Genomic DNA, 1266 nt, shown 5'->3' with positions numbered 1-1266 from the left:
CTCAATAAGCCTAAAACGTTCTTTGTCATTTTGAAATTTAGTTCTCTCAAATAGGTCTCGAAGATGAGTTTTATCTGTTAGAGATATACTCAATATCTGCAAAACCTCATATGTACTTCTGTCAAGTTGCATGTCTTTTTGGACAATAGCAACTAAGCAGTATGTGCACATGGCTACGTAGATTTGGATCCGAACAGCATTTTCAGTAGTACCCCAGAACTTTTTGATTTTCAGATGTTGCTTTAACCACTTGAAGAAAAGCTCGACTTGCCAGCGGTTCTTGTAAAGCTCAGCAACTTGAAGTGCAGAAATGTGCATCGCATTGGTTAAGAATACAAGCTCACGCTTTTGTTCTTCATCCCAATACCTGACCAATCTAAGATGTTCTGGATAGTATTGTTTAGGATAAAAACCTGTCAATTCAATTGTTACATCTGAAAGTACGTTCTTAGGCAATCTTCGTTTCCATTTGATCATCTTGCATTGTAGATTCTTTTTGGCTCTTAAAACATAGAAAGCTCCTATTTGATGAATCTTGTACAACATCTTGAAGTGATTATATGCACGGTCAAATATATAATATGAGCCTGATTCATAAGGGATTTCTTTCATTGCTGTAGAGTCGTGAACAGAAGCTTCCGTGATATGGAAAAATGCGGGTATCTGTGTCTCCACATCATATAATGTATGCACTTTGATTCCACCTTTTTTCTTACGAAACTTCGCCCACCAGAATACGGAAAGGCACAAGTCAATCGTCGTTGAATCAAAAGCGTAGACATTGCCTTCAAGCTTGAAGATGTCAGCAACTCGTTTCTGTCTGGCTTCGTTTACCAGATAGTAAGCATACTCTTCAAAGATGTGATAGTCTCTGTCTTGGTTGGCTCTGGCCAAAGATGATTTTGAAATATTCTTGCCCAAGCCCAAATGATAAGATTTGGAGTGATGAGCGTCAAGTGCGACAATCAAATCTCTAAGACTTTCACGGTTTGACAATTGCCCGAACATCAGAGAAAGCAGTTGGTTCCAACAAGTGAAATGCTTCACGTATTTGTCTCCTTTGTATTTGGCTACAATACGATTGAATTTACTTCGATTCAGAAACGAGACCAGTTGAGCGAAAATGTATTTATCTTGATACATATGCAATCAGATTAATCTGATGCAAAACTAAAAATTCAAGTCCGTTCGCTTGGAAAACCTCTATAACTAACTAAATTTCAATTTTTTCAAAGAACTTTTTTATATTTTAATGGGACACTAGTG

Annotated in this window: 1 protein-coding gene; it reads right to left on the bottom strand. The window is 37.2% G+C overall.

What is annotated here, in order from left to right; translation table 11 throughout:
• Nucleotides 1–1143, bottom strand: a 1143-nt coding sequence (locus tag QUH73_RS20715) for an IS4 family transposase (protein WP_289532352.1), incomplete at its 3' end; no start/stop codon positions are given.
• Nucleotides 1144–1266 lie beyond the last annotated feature (123 nt).

It is taken from the genome of Labilibaculum sp. K2S, assembly GCF_030372765.1.
Classification (GTDB): domain Bacteria; phylum Bacteroidota; class Bacteroidia; order Bacteroidales; family Marinifilaceae; genus Labilibaculum.
Note: the sequence above shows the minus strand (reverse complement) of the source record. Positions and strands in the feature narration are given on the sequence as shown.